We start from the raw sequence: 16,964 nt of genomic DNA, 5'->3' as shown, positions 1-16,964 counted from the left end.
TAGTAATACATAAATGTTTAGCTCGTTGTGCCGTTTTGGATACGCTCTAACATTTCCCAACGCTCAAAGGCTTGTTCTAACGCAAGTTCAGCATCGGCTAATTTTTGTAGCTGAATTTGAGTATAACTTGGTTCTTTGCTGAAAAAATCAGCACTATTCATTTCTGCTTGCAGATTTGCAATTTCGACTTCAAGTTGTTCCATTTTTTCAGGGAGAGTATCGAGTTCTCGTTGTTCTTTATAAGAGAGTTTAACTTTTTTTGCAGGCTCTATTTTATTTTTTGTGCTGTCTGCAAGCGGTGATTTACTCTCATTTTTTTGCAATAAAGCAGATTTCTGTTCTTGCGTTGCATAGTAGTTCGCTTGCTGTTGTTTTGCATCGTGATAGCCTCCGATATATTTATTGACAATACCTTGACCTTCAAAAATAAAGCATTCGGTAACGGTGTTATCAATGAATTGTCGGTCGTGGCTCACAATAAGTAATGTGCCTTGATAATTCGTTAGCATTTCCTCCAATAATTCAAGAGTTTCTACATCTAAATCATTGGTAGGTTCATCTAAAATGAGTAAATTATTGGGCTTAAGTAATAATTTGGCGAGTAATAAACGGTTACGCTCCCCACCCGATAAGGCTTTGACTGGGGTCATCGCTCGTTTCGGTAGGAAAAGAAAATCTTGTAAATAGCCGAGAACGTGGCGTTTTACTCCATTCACTTCTACATCTTGTTTTCCTTCAGCAACGTTATCCATTACCGTTTTTTCTGGGTCTAATTCTGCTCGATATTGATCGAAATAAGCAACTTCTAGTTTCGTACCACAACGCACTGTACCAGATGTTGGTTGAATTTCACCCAGTAATAGTTTGATTAACGTTGTTTTACCAATTCCGTTCGCACCGATAAAGGCAATTTTATCACCTCGTAAAATGGTGGTACTGAAATTTTTAAGTAATACTTTGCCATCTATTTCATAGCTTGCATTTTCGACTTCAAATACGATTTTTCCAGAACGAGCGGTCTGATCAAGCTGAATTTTTGCATTACCTAGTACATCACGGCGATTACGGCGTTCTTCTCGCAATGCTTTTAATGCACGTACACGTCCTTCATTGCGAGTTCGGCGAGCTTTGATACCTTGGCGTATCCAAACTTCTTCTTGAGCTAATTTTTTATCAAAAAGATCATTTTGGAGAGCCTCAACACGGAGATCTTCGGCTTTGGTTTCAAGATAGAGATCATAGTTACTCGGATAAGAAACTAATTTGCCACGATCTAAATCCACAATACGAGTTGCCATTTTTCGGATAAATGCACGGTCGTGAGAAATAAAAATAATACTGCCTTTAAATTCTAATAATAGATTTTCGAGCCATGCAATGGCATCAACATCTAGATGGTTAGTCGGTTCGTCAAGTAATAAAACATCGGGGTTGGCAACTAATGCTCTAGCGAGTGCTGCTCTGCGAACCCAACCACCAGAAAGTTCACATAAACGTTTATCTGGGTCAAGTTCAAGTAGTTTTAGGGTATCTTGAATTCGATTTTCAAATTGCCAGCCATTAGAATGTTCTAATTGGTTTTGAACTTCGGTGAGCTGCGACATCAATGTATCGTTATATTCCGTGAGCATTTGTTGTGAAATATGATGGTATTGTTTTAATAAATTACTTAAATGGGCAATACCTTCTGAAACATAATCAAACACGCTTTCTTCAACGTGGCGGGGAGGATCTTGCTCTAAACGGGCAACGACAATATCTTTTTCAAAAATAAGTTTACCATCATCAAGTTGAATTTCGCCAGCCAGAATTTTCATTAAAGTAGATTTGCCTGCACCGTTACGTCCTACTAAACAGACCCGTTCGCCTTGTTCAATATGCAGTTCAGTATGATCTAGTAGTGGATGATCGCCAAAGCCTAAAAAAGCATTGGAAAGATTGATTAAAGCCATAATATGTTATCCTAATAAAAATTTGACAAATTCTAACAGCTTTCAACTTATTTGTAATTGATGAAAATTTTACAAATAGTGAGTAGCGTACTAACATAGGCTTTCTTTAACTGAAACTGATATATTATGAAATTAAAACGCCAATTTGAAACGATTGCGATTGTTGGAAAACCTCGGCACGAGATTGCACTAGAAACCCATCTAGCTGTTTATAATTGGCTAAAAGATCGCCATTATAATTTATTGATTGAAGTGAATATTGCTCAGCAATTAAATTTGCCGAATGGCAAAACAATTAGCGAAATTGGTGAATTAGCAGATTTAGTTATTGTTATCGGTGGTGATGGCAATATGTTAGGTATTGCTCGTCAGTTAGCCCAATATCAAGTGCCATTAATTGGTATCAATCGTGGTAATTTAGGCTTTCTAACGGATATTGCTCCCCAAACAGCATTTGAACAGCTTTATAGCTGTTTAGAGTTGGGAGAATTTATTATCGAGGAACGCTTTTTATTAGAAGCAAAAATTGAGCGAAATGGTAAAATTATTGAGTCAAATAATGCCTTAAATGAAGTGGTAATTCACTCTAGCCAAATTGCTCGCACGATTGAATTTGAAGTGTGTATTGATGGTAAATTTGCCTTTTCTCAGCGTTCAGATGGTTTGATTATTGCAACGCCAACAGGTTCTACGGCATATTCTCTTTCAGCTGGCGGTCCTATTTTAACGCCTAATCTGAATGCGATTGCGTTAGTACCAATGAATCCCCACAGTTTATCTTCTCGTCCGTTGGTAGTTGATGGCGATAGCCTGATTTCGTTACGTTTTGCTCAACATAATCAGCCCGATTTAGTCGTGGGTTATGATAGCCAACGGTTATTGCCATTTAGTGCTGAAGAGCGAGTGCTTGTGCAGAAAAGTGCAGATACACTGAAATTGTTACACCTTAAAGATTATAATTATTTCAATGTGTTAGGTACAAAATTAGGGTGGCTAAGTAAATTATTTTAAGCGATAAAATGCAAAATTATTTTGCTATCCCACCGCTTGTTGTGTTTATTTCGCTTTTATGGTTAAGATGATTTTCGGTAAATATTCACATTGTATTCGTGATCACCAATTTTTTCGCCGTTTTTTAGTGTATCGATGTAGGTAAATCCACAGCGTTGGGCAACTTTATTACTGCGTTCGTTATGGACGGCACAACGTAAAATATACTCGGAGAAAGCGTGGTAAGTCGTTTTGGTTATTGCATTGACACTTTGAGTGATGATCCCTCTCCCTTGCATTTCTGGAGAAATCCAGTAGCCAATCTCTGCTCGGCGGTGTTGCCAGTCAATTGGTTTATTAAAACTGATTGTGCCAACAGCGTGAAATATTTTGCTGTTTTCATCTTGTACGCAAATTGCCCAAACAAATGATTCGCCTTGTTTTGCTTCTTGTTCACAAAGTTGGATAAATTGTAGGGAATCATTGAGTACTTTGGTAAAACGTGGCCATTGTGCATAGTTGGAAAGATAATCACGGTGGCGATCAATTTGTGTAAAAATATCTTCGCTATGGCGTGGAGCTATTTTTTCTAACCGAATGTGTGGAGTAATATTGATTATTTCAGAAAATTCAACCATTTTTTCTCTCCCTTTCTATCAAATTTGTCTGTCTACAGTTTATGGTTAGATGAATTTACGTTGGAATTTTAGGCAAGACAAGTCACAAGCTGTTTTTTTACAAAAAAATTTGTAAATTTTTCGGCTTTACTCTTGAAATTATCAATCTAATCACAAAATAAATTGCTGTCCCCTAATGTCGGGGGAAATAAAGTATCTCAAATCAAATTTAGGAGCTATATCAATGAATATTCGTCCATTACACGACAAAGTTATTTTAAAACGTGAAGAAGTTGAAACAACTTCTGCAGGCGGTATTGTTTTAACCGGTTCTGCAGCTCAGAAATCTACTCGTGGTAAAGTATTAGCCGTAGGACACGGTCGTATTTTAGATAATGGCACTGTTCACCCAATGCACGTTAAAGTCGGTGATGTGGTTATTTTTAATGAATTTGGTGCAAAAAGCGAAAAAATTGATGGTGAAGAAGTGTTAATTCTCTCAGAAGACAATATTTTAGCCATTGTCGAGTAAATTATCATCAAATAAGATTAATATCATAAGTGCTCGCATAGTATAGCGAAAGAAAATAGAAATAATTTAAGGAAACATAAAATGGCAGCAAAAGATGTAAAATTTGGTAATGACGCACGTGTTAAAATGTTAAATGGCGTGAATGTACTTGCCGATGCAGTGAAAGTAACCCTTGGCCCTAAAGGTCGTAATGTAGTATTAGATAAAGCCTTTGGTGCACCGACAATTACGAAAGATGGTGTGTCTGTTGCCCGTGAAATCGAATTAGAAGATAAATTCGAAAATATGGGTGCACAAATGGTGAAAGAAGTTGCATCAAAAGCTAATGATGCAGCAGGTGATGGTACAACAACAGCAACTGTGCTTGCTCAATCTATCGTTAATGAAGGTTTAAAAGCCGTTGCAGCAGGTATGAATCCAATGGATTTAAAACGTGGAATTGATAAAGCCGTTGTTGCTGTTGTCGCAGAGTTAAAAGCATTATCAAAGCCGTGTGAAACTTCAAAAGAAATTGAGCAAGTTGGTACAATTTCTGCAAATTCAGATACGGTTGTTGGTAAATTGATTGCAGATGCAATGGAAAAAGTGGGTAAAGAAGGTGTTATTACTGTTGAAGATGGTACAGGTTTAGAAGATGCCCTTGATGTGGTTGAAGGTATGCAATTTGACCGTGGTTACTTATCGCCTTATTTTATCAATAAACCAGAAGCTGGCACGGTTGAATTAGATAATCCGTATATTTTATTAGTGGATAAAAAAATCTCAAATATTCGTGAAATTTTACCTGTTTTAGAAGCAGTTGCAAAAGCAGGAAAACCGCTACTTATTATTGCGGAAGATATTGAAGGTGAGGCATTAGCTACCTTAGTTGTAAATACAATGCGTGGTATCGTAAAAGTAGCTGCAGTAAAAGCACCAGGCTTTGGTGATCGCCGTAAAGCGATGTTACAAGATATTGCAATTTTAACTGCGGGTACTGTTATTTCAGAAGAAATTGGTATGGAGCTTGAAAAAGCAACTTTAGAAGAGCTAGGTCAAGCAAAACGTGTAGTGATTTCAAAAGATAACACAACCATTATTGATGGTATTGGTGAAGAAACACAAATTAATGGTCGTATTTCACAAATTCGTCAGCAAATTGAAGAATCAACATCTGATTACGATAAAGAGAAGTTGCAAGAACGTTTAGCAAAATTATCTGGCGGTGTTGCTGTTATTAAAGTAGGTGCAGCAACTGAAGTTGAGATGAAAGAGAAAAAAGATCGTGTTGATGATGCACTTCACGCAACCCGTGCAGCAGTAGAAGAAGGTGTTGTTGCTGGTGGTGGTGTTGCATTAGTGCGTGCAGCAAGTAAAGTGGCTGCCTCACTAAAAGGGGATAATGAAGAGCAAAACGTAGGTATTCGTTTAGCATTAAGAGCAATGGAAGCACCATTACGTCAAATCGTTGCGAACGCAGGTGAAGAAGCATCAGTTGTAGCTCGTAATGTTAAAGACGGAAGCGGTAACTATGGTTACAATGCATCAACTGAGCAGTATGGCGATATGCTTGAAATGGGTATTTTAGATCCAACTAAAGTTACACGTTCTGCATTACAATTTGCCGCATCTATTGCAGGCTTGATGATTACCACAGAATGTATGATTACTGATTTACCAAAAGATGAAAAAGCTGACCTAGGCGCTGGAATGGGCGGCATGGGTGGAATGGGCGGAATGATGTAATCGTCCCACATCATTTAATAAAAGGCTCTGTTTTGCAGAGCCTTTTTTAATGGGATAGATATACGAAGAACAAGCGGTTTATTTACTGATTTTTTTGCATTTCTATCAAAATAAAAGCCATTACTGACAAAAAGTAATGGCTTTTTAGTTTAAGAAATAAATTTAATTATTGTGCACGAATAACAACACGGCGGTTTGGTTTTAAACACTCTTTAAGTTTTGCTGAATTTACATTGTTACACGCTTTAACTTGGTTTGCTTTACCACGACCAGTTGCTTTAATGTTTGCTTTCACCCCTTCAGATTGTAAGTAGGCTTTCGCTGTGTTAGCACGAGCTTTTGAAAGTTTTAAGTTATAAGCAGCTGAACCTAAACGGTCAGTGTAGCCTACAATACTAACCTGTTTAGCACCAGATGTTTTAATTTCTTTTGCAATGTGATTTAATGTTGTTTTACCTTTGGCACTTAGATTTGATTTATCAAAATCGAATAAGAAATCACCGCTTAATACATATTCTTTTGCTTTTGCAGCGTGCGGTTTAGCCATTGGTGCTGCTGGCGCTTGTGGTTGAATCATCGGTGCTTGTGCCGCATAGTTAGGGCTAGACGCAGAGAAACAACCAGCTAATAATGCTGTAGCAGAGATTGCCGTAGTAAATTTAATAATGTTTTTAATCATTTCAGGTTCCTTATAAAATCCAAAAAAGCTACTTATTATTGAGTAACAGAGCAAATATTAAATTTTTATGCTCTAAAAGACAATAAAAAAGCGTATATTCTCATCAATTCTTTCTAAATTTCAGTAATAGTTTTTTTATTTTTTACAAAAAATCCTCCCATTTCACCGCTTGTAAGCTATAATGCGATGATTTTACTGTATAAAAGAACAGAAGGCAGAGCGATGGATTTTTCTTTATTACTTGATGGGCTAAATGATAAACAGCGTGAAGCTGTTGCTGCACCACTTGGCAATTATTTAGTGCTTGCTGGAGCTGGCAGTGGTAAAACTCGTGTGTTAACTCACCGTATTGCGTGGCTTGTGGGGGTAGAAAATGTTCCAGAGTCTAATATTTTAGCGGTAACCTTTACTAACAAAGCTGCAAGCGAAATGCGTCATCGTATTGAATATACTTTATCGCAATCAGGATCGAATCGTTTATTTGGAATGTGGGTTGGTACTTTTCATAGTATTGCGAATCGCTTGTTGCGTTCTCATTATCTTGATGCAAAATTGCCTCAAGATTTTCAAATTATGGATAGCGAAGATCAACAACGTTTGATTAGACGTTTATTGAAGTTACATAATATTGATGAAAAATATTTTCCCGCTAAACAAGTGGCGTGGTTTATCAATGCCCAGAAAGATCAGGGGCTACGAGCAGATAAACTTTCTCAATTTGATGACGAGAATGGCAAAAAATTAGCTCAAATTTATCAAATCTATCAAGATGCCTGTGATCGAGCAGGTTTAGTTGATTTTGCGGAATTATTAATCCGCACTTATGAACTTTTAAAAAATAACCCATTAATTCTGCAACGTTATCAACAACGTTTTAATCAAATTTTAATTGATGAATTTCAAGACACAAATAATATTCAGTATCACCTTATTCACTTACTTGCAGGGGCGAACGGTAATGTAATGATTGTGGGTGATGATGATCAATCTATTTACGGTTGGCGTGGTGCTCAAGTTGAAAATATTCAACGTTTTTTAGATGATTATCCTAAAGCACAAACTATTCGCCTTGAGCAAAATTATCGCTCGACAGGACATATTCTAAACTCAGCCAATGCACTTATTGCCAATAATAATGATCGACTAGGTAAAAATTTATGGACGGATAATGGTGATGGTGAGCCAGTTGATGTTTATTGTGCATTTAATGAATTAGATGAGGCTCGTTTTGTTGCCGCACAAATTAAGCAATGGAAAGAAGATGAAGGCGATTTAGGCGAATGTGCGGTACTTTATCGTAGTAATAGTCAATCACGGGTGATTGAAGAGGCACTTATTCAAGCTAATATTCCTTATCGTATTTATGGTGGTATGCGGTTTTTTGAACGCCAAGAAATTAAAGATGCCCTAGCTTATTTACGCTTAATTGCCAACCGTCAAGACGATGCTGCTTTTGAGCGGGTTGTAAATACTCCAACTCGTAGCATTGGTGAACGTACTTTAGATATTTTGCGTCAGCTCACACGTTCTCGTCAAATTACGCTTTGGCAGGCTATTCAGGTGGCAGTAAATGAAGAGCAACTATCGGGGCGTGCAGCCAATGCGTTATTGCGTTTTGTTGAGCTTATCAATGCACTTGATCAAGAAACAGAGCAAATGCCGTTATTTGAGCAGGCAGATTTTGTGATAAAAAAATCGGGTCTATATGAAATGTATAAACAAGAAAAAGGCGAGAAAGGCGAGGTGCGTATTGAAAACTTAGAAGAGTTAGTTACGGCTGCTCGCCAGTTTACTAATCCTGATGAGGCAGAAGAAATGAGCGATTTGACCGCTTTCCTAACCCATGCTTCGCTTGAGGCGGGCGAAGCACAAGCCTCACCTCATCAAGATTATGTTGAACTGATGACGCTTCATTCGGCAAAGGGGCTGGAATTTCCCCGTGTATTTATGGTTGGCATTGAAGAAGGAATTTTTCCAAGTGGTAAGAGTTTTGATGAGGGACGTTTACAGGAAGAACGTCGTTTAGCGTATGTTGGGATTACCCGTGCGAAACGTAAATTGACCATTAGCTATGCAGAAAGTCGGCGTTTATACGGTAAGGAAGAGCGCCATATTCCTTCCCGTTTTATTGCTGAATTACCTGAAAATCATATCCGTGAAGTACGTTTGCGTGGCAACATCAATTTGCCCGCAAGCTTTATTAGCAAAAATTCTTTAAAAAAGACCGCTTGTTTAGAGAATGATGATGGCTGGAAAATGGGACAAAAGGTTAAACACCCAAAATTTGGGCAAGGGACAATTATTAATGTTGAGGGAAGTGGGGAGCAGACACGTTTACAAATTGCTTTCGTTCAGCAAGGTATTAAATGGCTAATTGCAAAAGTGGCAAAATTGGAGCAGCTATAATGCAAATGAGTATTTATGATAATCCTGTCTTTTTTGAACGTTATTTAAAATTAAGAGAAAATCCTCATAGTGTAAATGAATTGATTGAGAAGCCAACAATGTTCGCCCTATTACCTGATTTAAAAGGGAAGTCAGTGCTTGATCTTGGCTGTGGAGTGGGTGATCATTTGCAACAATATTTAGCATTAGGGGCCAGAAAAGTGGTTGGATTGGATCTCTCAAAGGCAATGTTGTCGCAAGCGGAACAGAATTTTGCAAAAAATAGCAGGGATCTTACCGCTTACCGCTTTTATAATTTACCAATGGCAGACTTAGATCAAGTTGAAGAACAGAATTTTGATCTTATTACTAGCTCTTTTGCTTTTCATTATGTGGAAAATTTTCCTGATTTATTGCAGAAAATTCGGAAAAAATTAAAGCCACAGGGAACATTGATTTTTTCTCAAGAACACCCGATTGTCACTTGCTATCGTGGTGGAGAACGCTGGGAAAAAAATGCTGAAAAGGAACAACAGGCATATCGTTTAAATTATTATCGAGAAGAAGGGAAACGTGAACGAAATTGGTTTCAGCAGTCTTTCACGACTTATCACCGTACATTATCCACAATTTTAAATCAGCTTATGCAGTCAGGTTTTATATTAGATCGAATTGAAGAGCCAATGCTTACTGAACAAACGCAATGGCATAGTGAATTTAAAGATCTATGCCATCGACCGCCGCTATTAGTTATAAGATCACATTTATAGGATAGTTTTCTGCAAAAATACGGGATTTTATATCCACATAATCTGTGGATAACTTTGTGGATTATTAAGTTGAAAATCTTGTAATCCATTGTCCTATCTAGGATCTTCTTACTCTCTTTACAATTGGTTGCAAAATGGCATTTCTTTATAAATCAATTAGTTATGATTTGGCTAGAGATTGTCAGCAAAAAAATTAAATTTTTTTATGTGTTTCCTACTTGACAATCTCAGGCTGTGTAAAACTTTGATAAGTTTCTTATTTTTTAACCTTTATTATTGGTAATTGGCGGAAGTTCAGTCATTGCCCAACGAGGCTTAACACTTACTGAAAGATCCGTTTGCTCACCATTTTTAAGGCGTAAAAAACCTGCGTAAGCAATCATTGCCCCATTATCAGTACAAAATTGAGGGCGTGGATAGAAAACTTGTCCGCCTACTTGCTCCATTAAATGAGAAAGATCTTGGCGTAATTGAGTATTCGCACTTACGCCACCTGCAATTACTAAACGTTTGTAGCCTGTTTGTTGTAAGGCTCGTTTACATTTAATGATCAAGGTATCAATAACTGCTTGTTGGAAAGCGTGAGCAATATCACAACGAGTTTGTTCATCTAATTGACCTTGTTCATTGAGGTTGGTATTAATGGTATTGGCGGCAAAAGTTTTTAGCCCTGAGAAGCTGAAATCAAGCCCTGGGCGATCGGTCATTGGGCGTGGAAAATGAAAGCGCCCAGCAGTCCCTTTTTCGGCTAATTTAGCTAATGCAGCTCCGCCTGGGTAGTCTAAACCAAGTAATTTTGCTGTTTTATCAAAGGCTTCCCCTGCGGCATCATCAATAGACTCACCTAATAATTCATAATGTCCCACGTTTTCAACGCTGACTAATTGGGTATGCCCACCAGAAATAAGCAGGGCAACAAAAGGAAATTCAGGTGCTTTTTCTTCAAGCATTGGGGCAAGTAAATGCCCTTCCATATGATGTACGCCAAGAGCTGGTACATTCCACGCATAAGCAAGGGAACGAGCAATTGTTGAGCCAACGAGTAATGCTCCAACTAGCCCCGGGCCTGCGGTGTAGGCAATAGCATCAATATCACAAGCGGTGAGATTTGCTTCTTTTAATGCTGTTTGGATCAAGGGAAGAGTTTTGCGAATATGATCTCGTGAAGCGAGTTCTGGCACAACGCCACCGTAGTCAGCGTGTATATCTATTTGGCTATAAAGTTGGTTGGCGATTAGCCCCTCATTTTCATCATAAATTGCAACGCCTGTTTCATCACAAGACGTTTCAATACCTAAAACTCTCATCTTTTTCTCTTTCTTTGAATAATTAAAATGGGAAAGGGGCGAAGTCGCCCCTTTAAATAATGCAAAAAATATTATTATCCTATCGATTGTTAAAATTGAGCGGGATACTCTGGTTTTACGATTTCAGGGAAAGTTTTATCTTTCGATTTTTCGATCATATCATCGACTTTTTTTGCTGAGTCATCAATATTGATTGCTTCGAAAGATTTCTTAAGTAATGGTAATGCTTTATAGGCAGCTTCTGAATCTGGATAGATGCGTAGCATTTCCTCAATACGATTGATGACCGCAACGTAGGCATCACGTTTCATATAAAATTTTGCAATATCTAATTCGTGGTTGGCAAGGCGATTTTTCATATACACCATCCAATTTTGAGCATCTTGTACATATTGGCTTTGCGGATAGTGCTGTATCAGTGTTTGGAAGTTGCCATAAGCGTTACGCACATTATCCACGGCTCTGCCTGCTGGATTGATACGGAACTTATTTTGAATCCAGTTATCTGCTAAACGAGCGTTACTTAATCCTGCTAAATAGAATACATAATCCATTGATGAACTACTTGGATAGCTACGAGCAAAGCGTTCTGCTGCATCTAATGCTTTGTAATATTCACCGAGTTTATATTGGGCATAAATGACGCTGAGTTGAACTTGTTCGCCGTAAGCGGTTTGTTTAGTACGGACATCTACCGCTTCTAAATAGCGAATAGCATTGTTGTAATCGCCATCTTGTAAGTAATTTTGCCCTTTACTATAAAGCTCTTGGGCGGGAATGCCTTCAAATTCATTTTTATTTGAGTTAGAGCAGGCGGTAATCGCTAAACTTGTTAATAAAATAGAGGCTAATAAGCTCAATTTACGCATAATGTTTTACCTATAAAAAGTGTCTGCGATGAAAAGTTAATGTACAATACAGTTCGACTTAGTATTATTCATAAAGTTCATCGGAATAATCGCCCTATTTTATAGGACATTGCCCGATAAGAAAACAACTAAAAATAAAGTGTGGAATTAAAATTCGAATGACTCAACAAATTACATTAGAAACAGAAGTGACTTCTGATTTATTAGGCGCAAGGCTTGACCAAGCGTTAGCACAACTTTTTCCAGATTATTCACGTTCACGGATTAAAATATGGATAGAAAATGATCAAGTTAAGGTGAACGGCGTTATTGTCAATAAAGCACGAGAAAAGGTGTTTGGCGGTGAATCAATTGAAATTCAAGTAGAACTTGAAGATGAAGTTCGTTTTGAACCAGAAAATATCCCATTAGATATTGTGTATGAAGACGATGATATTTTAGTTATCAATAAGCCAAAAGGCTTAGTTGTTCACCCAGGGGCGGGAAATCCGAGTGGGACATTGCTGAATGCGTTACTTTATCATTATCCGCAAATTGCAGAAGTACCTAGGGCTGGTATTGTTCATCGTTTAGATAAAGACACAACGGGCTTAATGGTTGTTGCTAAAACCATTCCTGCTCAAACTCATTTAGTCAATGCATTACAAAAACGTGAAATTACCCGTGAATATGAAGCAGTTGCAAGCGGTATTATGACGCAAGGGGGTAAGGTTGATGAACCAATGGCTCGTCATTCTATTAAGCGTACAGCAATGGCCGTTCACCCAATGGGAAAACCAGCAGTAACCCATTATCGAATTATGGAGCGTTTTCGTAATTATACTCGTTTACGTTTACGCTTAGAAACAGGAAGAACTCACCAAATCCGTGTGCATATGGCTCATATTGCTCACCCTTTATTAGGTGATCAACTTTACGGCGGTCGTCCACGGCCACCGAAAGGGGCAAGTGCTGAATTTCTAGCGGTATTAAGAGGCTTTAAACGTCAGGCTTTACACGCAGCAATGCTACGATTAAATCACCCTATTACAGGAGAATTGATGGAATGGCACGCACCTTTACCAGATGATTTTGTGGAGCTCATCAAAGCATTGAAAGAAGATTATCAATTACATAAAGATCAATTAGATTATTAAATTAAATAAGATAAATAGACAAGCGGTCAGATTGGCGAAAAGTTTGCAGAATGCAAAAAACTCTTTGAATTGACCGCTTGTTTTTTTATTTACTATAAGCAAAAGATTAAATTTAATCTCTTGCTAATGCATTGATCGGGTTAAGCTTTGCCGCATTTCTAGCTGGCATATAACCGAAAATAATACCGATAAGAGTTGAGCAAATAACGGCTGAAATAATTGAAAAGCTAGAAAAAATCATCGTAAAATTATTGCCTAGACTGTTAAATAATAGCCCAATAGCTAAAGCAAATAAAATTCCTGTAATACCGCCGATTAAACAGATTAAAATTGCTTCAATAAGAAATTGTTGCAGAATATTAGATTGACGAGCACCGATTGCCATTCTAATTCCTATTTCTTTGGTTCGTTCGGTTACTGAAACCAACATTATATTCATTACACCAATTCCTCCTACAACTAAAGAAATAAGTGCAATAGATGAAATCAGTAATTTCATTGTGTTAGTAGTACTTTCAATCGTCTGTTTTATAGTATCAGTATTCATCATAAAGAAATCTTTTTTACCGTGGCGAAGGGTAAGTAGTTGTGTTAGATCCTTTTCTGCTATTTGAGTGTTAATTTCATCTTTGATTTTTACTGTAATTGAATCAATTTTATTATTGCCAGAAATTTTATTCATTGCCGTTGTGTAAGGAATCCAGATATTGAGGCTGGTATTTGTATTCATACCATTATTGCTTGCAATTCCAATGATTTTTAATGGCTTTTTATTGATCATAATAATTTTACCAAGCGGTGAGATGTCGGTAAAAATTTGCTTTTGTGTATTGAAGTCGATTACTGCAACTTGTTCATTATGTTTTACATCATTGGCGGTAAATAGCGAGCCTTGCTGTAGTTTAATACCTTTTACATCAAAAAATTGATCGCTTACGCCTTTTACTTGGGCTGTATATTCTTTACTGCCGTAGGTCAGCGTACCGTTTACGGCACTATTTGGTGTAGTACTTTCAATATAGCTCTGTTGAGTAAGTGCTTGTGCATCATTCAGCGTTAGATTTTGCATTTTTGCCGCACGCCGATCGCCAAAGCCTGTACCATTATAGATATCTATGGTATTTGTGCCGAGTGAACTGATATTCGATAAAATTTGTTGTTGTGAGCCGTTACCGAGAGCGATAACGGAAATGACAGAAGTAATCCCAATAATGATACCAAGCATTGTTAAAAGCGAGCGGAGTTTATGGGAAATAATCGCTTTCACAGACATTTTGAAGGATTCAATGAGCTGATCTTTATAGAACTGGAAGTATTTTTTGGGTTCAGATAAATGAGAGAGTTTATTATTCACGGTCTCTGACTTTTTATGATCAGCAATAATTTGCCCATCTTTGATTTCAATGATGCGATTAGCAAATTCGGCGACTTGTTTATCGTGGGTAACTAAAATAATAGTATGTCCTTCACGATGTAGTTCTTGTAAAATTGCCATTACTGTTTCGCCACTTTTTGAATCTAACGCCCCTGTGGGTTCATCTGCTAAAATAATTTCCCCGCCGTTCATCAAGGCTCGGGCAATACTCACACGTTGTTGCTGTCCTCCAGAGAGTTGGTTTGGTTTATTAGATAAGCGGTCGCCTAGTCCTAATTTTTCTAATAGGTGTTTGGCGCGAGTTAAGCGATGTTTTTGTTCAATACCTGCATAAATTGCAGGTAGAGCAACATTTTCTAAGGCTGTTAAGGTCGAAAGTAAGTTATAGCGTTGGAAAATAAAACCAAAAACTTTTTGACGGAGATCGGATAAGGCATTGCTATCTAATTGACTGACTTCAGTATCTGCAATTTTATATGAGCCAGTGCTTGCGGTATCTAAACAGCCAATAATATTCATTAGGGTTGATTTGCCAGAGCCGGAGGCCCCGATAATCGCAATAAATTCTCCTTTTTTGATATCAAGATTGATATCTTTGAGAATTTGAGTATGGTTTTCACCTTGGTTAAAAAATTTATTCAACGCACGAATTTTTATAATATTCATAATTTCTGACCGCTTGCGATTAAAACATTCTGACACGGCGAGGAGAATTACCTATTTTTTCGCCCTCAATTATTTGAGATGAAACGACTTTTTCACCTTCCGCTAGCCCTGAAAGAATTTGTGAACGAGCCTCATCATTTTGCCCAATTTGTATCTGACGTTTTTCAATTGCTCCATTTTTAAGTACATTGACGAAAGTTTGGGAGCCTTCTCGTTTAATGGTTGCCGTTCGAATGAGTAACGTATTTTTAATGTTAGCAACTGAAATTTGTGCTTGAGCAGTCATTCCAATACGAAGCTGATTGGTTGGGTTATCCACAATACTATTAGCGTAGAAGTAGACTGCATTAGTTGTTGCAACAGATTCTTTATATTCATTATCGCTTAGGGTAGTAAGAGCAGGATCAACAGAATTAATTTGGCTATGAAATTTATGATCAGGGTCAGATAATGTTGAAAATTCTACCTTCATTCCCGGATGGATTTTAGTAATATCACCTTCAGATATTTCTAAGCGAATTAATAATTTAGAAAGATCGGCAACTTGAATAATGGTTGGGGTAATTTGATTAGCGTTTACAGTTTGTCCTTCTGACACAGGGATAGAAATCACTGTACCATCAATTGGTGAGTGAATTTTAGTATAACCTAAATTAGTTTTAGCAATCTTCACTTCAATTTCTGCTTGTTTAATTGAAGCGGTAATTTCTTTAATGGCGGCTTCTGCATTTGCTAAGCTGTTTTTTGCATTGTCTAGTTCATTTAAACTGGTTGATTTTTGGCTATATAATTTTTGTATGCGGAGGAAATTAGATTTTGCGACATCATAACTTACATTTTTTGCATTGAGCTGTGCTTGGTAAGAACTAAGTCTTGCTTGAGCCGTTTCTAAAGCATTACGTTGATTTTGTGAATCAATCTCGGCAATTAAATCACCTGCTTTGACTTGTTGTCCAAGGCTTACCCAAATTTTTTCAATTCTTCCTGAGGCTTGAGCCCCAACTTCAACTCGTTTTAATGCACGGATTGTGCCGGTGGCTACGACATTTTTTTGTAGATTACCACGTTCTACTATTTCGGTTAAATAGGTAATATTTTCTGATTTATTCTGTTGATAGAAATAAATTCCACCAATAATAAAAGACAGAAACAAAAATAAAATAATGTATTTTTTCATCAAGGATAGCCCATTATGTATAAGATATTTTAAAATTAAGAAAAGATTAAGCAGAAAAAGAAAAGGGCAATGATTGGGAATTCTAATAACCCAATTTGTTTAATGGTTAATTTTCTTGTTGGAATTATTGTTGCACGTAAGCTCGCAAAGAAATAGGCGAGAGCGATTAGTAATGCCCCTTGTGTAAGATATAAGAAAAATATTCCCCAGTGAAACGCAATACTTACAGTTAAATAGCGTGGATTTTTACGCTCTCGTGCCACACTTTTAATATACAGGGTAGTAGCAATAAAAAATAGGCTGGGGTGGAATAAAATAGCGAAGTTATACTGCTCGGTTGCGAGATAAAAACTTGCCATTCCGATAATACCAAAGCTGATAATAGCAGAAATTGTATTGAGTAAATTCCGTTCATCTCGCTTTTTAGCATAATAAATCTGTATCCCAACAAGCGGTAAGATCCAGATAAAAAATTGCAAAATAGCAGGTTGCATAATAAGTAAAGGAAAGATAGTTAGTCCTGCAAATATTGCGTAGATAATCGCCCATTTCTGATATTTTTCTTTCTTTTTTTTATAAAAAAGGGAGAAAAATGGATAAGAAAAAAGATAGAGAAATAGCCACGATAACCCTAGCCAATAGTGTGCATTGACCCAATGGCTGGCACTTATTCCATAAAAATAGGGAATAAATGCCATTACAAATGCACCATGTTGGTTAGAAATTATTGGTTTTTCATTTAATGCCATAGTGTTATTCGTGAAATATATGTTGAAATTACTGT

14 protein-coding genes are annotated in these 16,964 nt (G+C 37.2%); 6 read left to right on the top strand and 8 right to left on the bottom strand.

The genetic code is table 11. The features are described 5' to 3' along the window. Window positions 1-17: 17 nt before the first annotated feature. Window positions 18-1,952, bottom strand: coding sequence for an ABC transporter ATP-binding protein (locus tag A6B43_RS01855; RefSeq protein WP_124210892.1), 1,935 nt, complete (start codon window positions 1,950-1,952; stop codon window positions 18-20). A gap of 126 nt (window positions 1,953-2,078) precedes the next feature. Here A6B43_RS01855 and A6B43_RS01850 point away from each other — a divergent pair, with 126 nt between their 5' ends. Continuing rightward, a complete protein-coding gene (locus A6B43_RS01850) occupies window positions 2,079-2,963 on the top strand; it encodes an NAD(+) kinase (RefSeq protein ID WP_418902972.1) in 885 nt (294 codons plus the stop codon). A gap of 62 nt (window positions 2,964-3,025) precedes the next feature. Here the strand turns inward: A6B43_RS01850 and A6B43_RS01845 are convergent, their stop codons facing one another. Then, the gene (locus A6B43_RS01845; RefSeq protein ID WP_124210890.1) at window positions 3,026-3,580 is read right to left on the bottom strand and encodes a GNAT family N-acetyltransferase; all 555 of its coding nucleotides are present in this window, start codon (window positions 3,578-3,580) and stop codon (window positions 3,026-3,028) included. Between the two features lie 223 nt (window positions 3,581-3,803). On the opposite strand from A6B43_RS01845, the gene A6B43_RS01840 reads away from it, so the two are divergent. Then, window positions 3,804-4,091 (top strand): co-chaperone GroES, encoded by a 288-nt coding sequence (locus A6B43_RS01840; RefSeq protein WP_124210889.1) that lies wholly within the window; start codon window positions 3,804-3,806, stop codon window positions 4,089-4,091. Between the two features lie 81 nt (window positions 4,092-4,172). Further along, window positions 4,173-5,816 carry a chaperonin GroEL gene (gene groL / locus A6B43_RS01835; RefSeq protein WP_124210888.1) on the top strand — a complete coding sequence of 548 codons (1,644 nt, stop codon included), beginning with the start codon at window positions 4,173-4,175 and terminating at the stop codon, window positions 5,814-5,816. Between the two features lie 166 nt (window positions 5,817-5,982). On the opposite strand, the gene A6B43_RS01830 is transcribed toward groL, so the two are convergent. After that, the gene (locus A6B43_RS01830) at window positions 5,983-6,495 is read right to left on the bottom strand and encodes an OmpA family protein (protein ID WP_124210887.1); all 513 of its coding nucleotides are present in this window, start codon (window positions 6,493-6,495) and stop codon (window positions 5,983-5,985) included. Window positions 6,496-6,717: 222 nt separating this feature from the next. On the opposite strand from A6B43_RS01830, the gene uvrD reads away from it, so the two are divergent. Both uvrD and A6B43_RS01820 read left to right on the top strand, forming a co-directional pair. Further along, window positions 6,718-8,901 (top strand): DNA helicase II, encoded by a 2,184-nt coding sequence (gene uvrD, locus A6B43_RS01825; protein ID WP_124211037.1) that lies wholly within the window; start codon window positions 6,718-6,720, stop codon window positions 8,899-8,901. Beyond that, complete coding sequence (locus tag A6B43_RS01820; protein WP_124211036.1) at window positions 8,901-9,650, top strand: class I SAM-dependent methyltransferase; 750 nt, start codon at window positions 8,901-8,903, stop codon at window positions 9,648-9,650. The genes uvrD and A6B43_RS01820 overlap by 1 nt, the downstream gene beginning before the upstream one ends. Before the next feature lie 263 nt (window positions 9,651-9,913). Here the strand turns inward: A6B43_RS01820 and tsaD are convergent, their stop codons facing one another. Both tsaD and A6B43_RS01810 read right to left on the bottom strand, forming a co-directional pair. Then, window positions 9,914-10,957, bottom strand: coding sequence for a tRNA (adenosine(37)-N6)-threonylcarbamoyltransferase complex transferase subunit TsaD (gene tsaD, locus A6B43_RS01815; protein WP_124210886.1), 1,044 nt, complete (start codon window positions 10,955-10,957; stop codon window positions 9,914-9,916). Window positions 10,958-11,046: 89 nt separating this feature from the next. Continuing rightward, on the bottom strand, window positions 11,047-11,826 hold the full coding sequence (locus A6B43_RS01810; RefSeq protein WP_124210885.1) for an outer membrane protein assembly factor BamD: 780 nt from the start codon (window positions 11,824-11,826) through the stop codon (window positions 11,047-11,049). A 158-nt stretch (window positions 11,827-11,984) separates the two neighbouring features. Between A6B43_RS01810 and rluD the strand changes: the two genes are divergently transcribed. Continuing rightward, a complete protein-coding gene (gene rluD / locus A6B43_RS01805; RefSeq protein WP_124210884.1) occupies window positions 11,985-12,962 on the top strand; it encodes a 23S rRNA pseudouridine(1911/1915/1917) synthase RluD in 978 nt (325 codons plus the stop codon). Between the two features lie 112 nt (window positions 12,963-13,074). Here rluD and A6B43_RS01800 read toward each other — a convergent pair whose 3' ends face one another. The 3 genes from A6B43_RS01800 to A6B43_RS01790 are packed head-to-tail and all read right to left on the bottom strand — an operon-like array spanning window position 13,075 to window position 16,929. Further along, a complete protein-coding gene (locus A6B43_RS01800) occupies window positions 13,075-15,003 on the bottom strand; it encodes a MacB family efflux pump subunit (protein ID WP_124210883.1) in 1,929 nt (642 codons plus the stop codon). Between the two features lie 19 nt (window positions 15,004-15,022). Further along, window positions 15,023-16,180: an efflux RND transporter periplasmic adaptor subunit gene (locus A6B43_RS01795; protein WP_124210882.1), complete on the bottom strand. Its 1,158-nt coding sequence runs from the start codon at window positions 16,178-16,180 to the stop codon at window positions 15,023-15,025. A gap of 35 nt (window positions 16,181-16,215) precedes the next feature. Then, window positions 16,216-16,929, bottom strand: coding sequence for a YwiC-like family protein (locus tag A6B43_RS01790; RefSeq protein ID WP_124210881.1), 714 nt, complete (start codon window positions 16,927-16,929; stop codon window positions 16,216-16,218). Window positions 16,930-16,964: the final 35 nt, after the last annotated feature.

Origin of the sequence: Vespertiliibacter pulmonis, from assembly GCF_013377275.1 — a bacterium.
GTDB classification, from domain to species: Bacteria; Pseudomonadota; Gammaproteobacteria; order Enterobacterales; family Pasteurellaceae; genus Vespertiliibacter; species Vespertiliibacter pulmonis.
Note: the sequence above shows the minus strand (reverse complement) of the source record. Positions and strands in the feature narration are given on the sequence as shown.

Excerpts from the sequence above, each read along its gene's own strand:
- A6B43_RS01855 (WP_124210892.1), bottom strand. The coding sequence starts at position 1,952 with ATGGCTTTAATCAATCTTTCCAATGCTTTTTTAGGCTTTGGCGATCAT.
- A6B43_RS01850 (WP_418902972.1), top strand. The coding sequence starts at position 2,079 with ATGAAATTAAAACGCCAATTTGAAACGATTGCGATTGTTGGAAAACCT.
- A6B43_RS01845 (WP_124210890.1), bottom strand. The coding sequence starts at position 3,580 with ATGGTTGAATTTTCTGAAATAATCAATATTACTCCACACATTCGGTTA.
- A6B43_RS01840 (WP_124210889.1), top strand. The coding sequence starts at position 3,804 with ATGAATATTCGTCCATTACACGACAAAGTTATTTTAAAACGTGAAGAA.
- groL (WP_124210888.1), top strand. The coding sequence starts at position 4,173 with ATGGCAGCAAAAGATGTAAAATTTGGTAATGACGCACGTGTTAAAATG.
- A6B43_RS01830 (WP_124210887.1), bottom strand. The coding sequence starts at position 6,495 with ATGATTAAAAACATTATTAAATTTACTACGGCAATCTCTGCTACAGCA.
- uvrD (WP_124211037.1), top strand. The coding sequence starts at position 6,718 with ATGGATTTTTCTTTATTACTTGATGGGCTAAATGATAAACAGCGTGAA.
- A6B43_RS01820 (WP_124211036.1), top strand. The coding sequence starts at position 8,901 with ATGCAAATGAGTATTTATGATAATCCTGTCTTTTTTGAACGTTATTTA.
- tsaD (WP_124210886.1), bottom strand. The coding sequence starts at position 10,957 with ATGAGAGTTTTAGGTATTGAAACGTCTTGTGATGAAACAGGCGTTGCA.
- A6B43_RS01810 (WP_124210885.1), bottom strand. The coding sequence starts at position 11,826 with ATGCGTAAATTGAGCTTATTAGCCTCTATTTTATTAACAAGTTTAGCG.
- rluD (WP_124210884.1), top strand. The coding sequence starts at position 11,985 with ATGACTCAACAAATTACATTAGAAACAGAAGTGACTTCTGATTTATTA.
- A6B43_RS01800 (WP_124210883.1), bottom strand. The coding sequence starts at position 15,003 with ATGAATATTATAAAAATTCGTGCGTTGAATAAATTTTTTAACCAAGGT.
- A6B43_RS01795 (WP_124210882.1), bottom strand. The coding sequence starts at position 16,180 with ATGAAAAAATACATTATTTTATTTTTGTTTCTGTCTTTTATTATTGGT.
- A6B43_RS01790 (WP_124210881.1), bottom strand. The coding sequence starts at position 16,929 with ATGGCATTAAATGAAAAACCAATAATTTCTAACCAACATGGTGCATTT.